Genomic DNA, 2,764 nt, shown 5'->3' with positions numbered 1-2,764 from the left:
ACGGCGCGAAGCTGCTGTTCGCCTATGCCGAGGCGACCGTGCCCAAGATCACCGTGATCACGCGCAAGGCCTATGGCGGCGCCTATGACGTGATGGCGTCCAAGCACCTGCGCGGCGACCTCAACTATGCCTGGCCGACCGCAGAGATCGCGGTGATGGGCGCCAAGGGTGCGGTGGAGATCATCTTCCGCGGCCGCACGCCGGACGAGATCGCCGCGCGCACCGCCGAATATGAGGCGCGCTTCGCCAACCCGTTCGTCGCGGCAAGCAAGGGCTTCATCGATGAGGTGATCCAGCCCCACTCGACGCGGCGGCGGATCGCGCTGGGGCTGAGGAAGCTACGGGGGAAGCAGCTGGAGAACCCGTGGAAGAAGCATGACAACATCCCGTTGTGACGCTCCATCCTACACATTATAAGGTCATGTGAAGGAGAGCGCTGATGCAGACCGAACGTGTGACCTTCCTGACCACGCCCGACCACAAGGCAACGCTGGACGCCTTCGCCCGCGAGAGCGGCATGTCTGTTGGACATGTCGTCCGGGAGGCGACCAGCCGGTACGTTGCCGAAAGCGAACTGGACGAGGACGGCAGGTTCAAGCTGCTGATTCAAGAACTCGATGCGGCATTGCCAGAGATGCACGCGGCCCTGGACCGCGCGATCAATGGGCAGCGCACCTTACGCGCAGAAATCGACGCGATGCTGCGCGAAGCGGGGCTGCGCGCGTGAGCTTCATCGGCGATGCCATGAAGACCATCGAGTCGGTCGTGCTGCTGCGCAGCAAGGTGGATTTGCTCGACAAGGAACTTGCGGCGACGAACGAGGAAGTGCGCCGGGTGATCGGCACGATCATCCAGATTGATCGCCGTCTTGTTCGTCTCGAAACCATCGAGGAACTCCGGACTGGAGCGCGTCCGTTGCCCCGTATCGAAGGACAGTCATGACCCTCGGCCGCCTCAACCACGTCGGCGTCGCCACGCCCTCGATCGCCAGGTCGATCGAAACCTATCGCCTGCTACTCGGCGCCGACAGGGTCGGCGCGCCGTTCGACCTGCCCGCGCAGGGCGTGAAGGTGTGCTTCATCGACGCGCCCAACACCCAGATCGAGCTGATCGAGCCCTATGACGAAAGCTCACCGATCGCTGGGTTCCTGCGCAAGAACCCCGCGGGCGGGCAGCATCACGTCTGTTTCGAGGTGGCGGACATCCACGCCGCGGTCGCGCACCTCAAGGCCAATGGCGCGACCGTGCTGGGCGAGCCGCGGATCGGCGCGCATGGCACGCCGATCGTGTTCGTCCACCCGCGCGATTTCGGCGGCATGTTGGTGGAGCTGATGGAGGCGCCCGCAGAGGCGCATTGAGCGGATTGGGAGAGGGAGAAAACAGATGGCCGACTACGAAACGATCCTGACCGAGAAGAAGGGCGACGTTCTCGTCCTCACGCTCAACCGCCCGGACCGGCTCAACGCCGCCTCGATCGAGCTGGCGCAGGAGCTGACCGAGGCGCTGTACGACCTCCAGGGCGCCCGCGCGGTGCTGCTCACCGGCGCGGGGCGGGCGTTCTGCTCGGGCGCGGACCTCCAGGCGCGGGGCTCGGGCCAGACGCGGGTCAAGGGCGGCGACACCAGCCACCGCGCGCTGATGAACTTCTACAACCCGCTGATGAGCCAAATCCTGCGCCTGCCGGTGCCGGTGGTGACCGCGGTCAACGGCCCGGCGGCGGGCGTCGGCTGCTCGATGGGGCTTTCCGGCGACTTCGTGCTGGCGGGCAAGTCCGCCTATTTCCTCCAGGCCTTCGTCAACATCGGCCTGGTGCCGGACGGCGGCTCAACCTGGCTGCTCGCTCGCGCGATCGGCAAGGCGCGCGCGACGCAGATGATGATGCTGGGCGAGCGGATCTCCGCCGATCAGGCCGCCGAATGGGGGCTGATCTACAAGGCGGTCGACGATGCCGCGCTGATGGACGAGGCATTGGCGCTCGCCACACGCCTCGCCGCCGGGCCGACGGTGGCGCTGGCGGCGATGCGCCGTAACATCATGACCGCGCTCGACGGCACCTTCGACGAGGTGCTGCGCGCCGAGGCGGAAGGCCAGCGGCTCGCGGGCGGATCGCAGGACGCGCGCGAGGGGGGCCTCAGCTTCCTCGAAAAGCGCAAGCCGGCGTTCAAGGGGGTGTGATCGAGGGAGCGCACCACCCCGGCGCACGCCGGGGTCCAGGATCGGGCCGCCAGATGCGAGGCGGGGAGTGCTCCACATGTGGAACCATCGCAACTGGACCCCGGCGTGCGCCGGGGTGGTGTGAGTGAAATGACCGAAGCAAAGATCGAGACCAACACCGGCGAGGATTCCGGCGCCGCCCCCAAGCCGCGAGGGCCTGCCCCGGCCGGCGCGCCCACGCTCGACGCCTGGGCCGCCGCCGCCGCCAAGGAGGTCAAGGGCAAGGACCTCACCTGGCACACCCCCGAAGCGATCGAGGTCAAGCCGCTCTACACCGCCGAGGACGTCGACGGCTGGGACCCCGGCCTCCCCGGTTTCGCCCCCTTCACCCGCGGCGTGCGCGCGTCGATGTATGCCGGGCGGCCGTGGACGATCCGGCAGTACGCCGGCTTCTCCACCGCGGAGGAATCGAATGCCTTCTACCACCGCAATCTCAAGGCGGGGCAGAAGGGGCTGAGCGTCGCCTTCGACCTCGCCACCCACCGCGGCTACGACAGCGACCATCCGCGCGTCACCGGCGACGTCGGCAAGGCGGGCGTCGCGATCGACA

6 protein-coding genes are annotated in these 2,764 nt (G+C 67.7%); all 6 read left to right on the top strand.

Annotated elements, in window-relative coordinates:
- Nucleotides 1–395: carboxyl transferase domain-containing protein (locus tag ACFDTH_RS18035; RefSeq protein WP_375288928.1), on the top strand; the 395-nt coding region annotated here is incomplete at its 5' end.
- A 44-nt stretch (nucleotides 396–439) separates the two neighbouring features.
- Entirely contained in the window at nucleotides 440–727 is a 288-nt protein-coding gene (locus ACFDTH_RS18030; protein WP_375288927.1) for a hypothetical protein, read from the top strand.
- Nucleotides 724–942, top strand: coding sequence for a hypothetical protein (locus tag ACFDTH_RS18025; protein WP_375288926.1), 219 nt, complete (start codon nucleotides 724–726; stop codon nucleotides 940–942). The genes ACFDTH_RS18030 and ACFDTH_RS18025 overlap by 4 nt, the downstream gene beginning before the upstream one ends.
- Nucleotides 939–1,358 carry a methylmalonyl-CoA epimerase gene (gene mce / locus ACFDTH_RS18020; protein WP_375288925.1) on the top strand — a complete coding sequence of 140 codons (420 nt, stop codon included), beginning with the start codon at nucleotides 939–941 and terminating at the stop codon, nucleotides 1,356–1,358. The genes ACFDTH_RS18025 and mce overlap by 4 nt, the downstream gene beginning before the upstream one ends.
- A 25-nt stretch (nucleotides 1,359–1,383) precedes the next feature.
- Nucleotides 1,384–2,175, top strand: coding sequence for an enoyl-CoA hydratase-related protein (locus ACFDTH_RS18015; RefSeq protein WP_375288924.1), 792 nt, complete (start codon nucleotides 1,384–1,386; stop codon nucleotides 2,173–2,175).
- A gap of 129 nt (nucleotides 2,176–2,304) precedes the next feature.
- Nucleotides 2,305–2,764, top strand: a 460-nt coding sequence (locus tag ACFDTH_RS18010) for a methylmalonyl-CoA mutase family protein (protein ID WP_375288923.1), incomplete at its 3' end; no start/stop codon positions are given.

Source organism: Sphingomonas sp., from assembly GCF_042096255.1.
Taxonomy (GTDB): Bacteria; Pseudomonadota; Alphaproteobacteria; order Sphingomonadales; family Sphingomonadaceae; genus Sphingomonas.
This window is presented reverse-complemented; position numbering and strand designations above follow the sequence as displayed.

Bases quoted from the DNA above. Each gene is read 5' to 3' on its own strand.
- ACFDTH_RS18030 (WP_375288927.1), top strand. From the start codon at position 440: ATGCAGACCGAACGTGTGACCTTCCTGACCACGCCCGACCACAAGGCA.
- mce (WP_375288925.1), top strand. From the start codon at position 939: ATGACCCTCGGCCGCCTCAACCACGTCGGCGTCGCCACGCCCTCGATC.
- ACFDTH_RS18015 (WP_375288924.1), top strand. From the start codon at position 1,384: ATGGCCGACTACGAAACGATCCTGACCGAGAAGAAGGGCGACGTTCTC.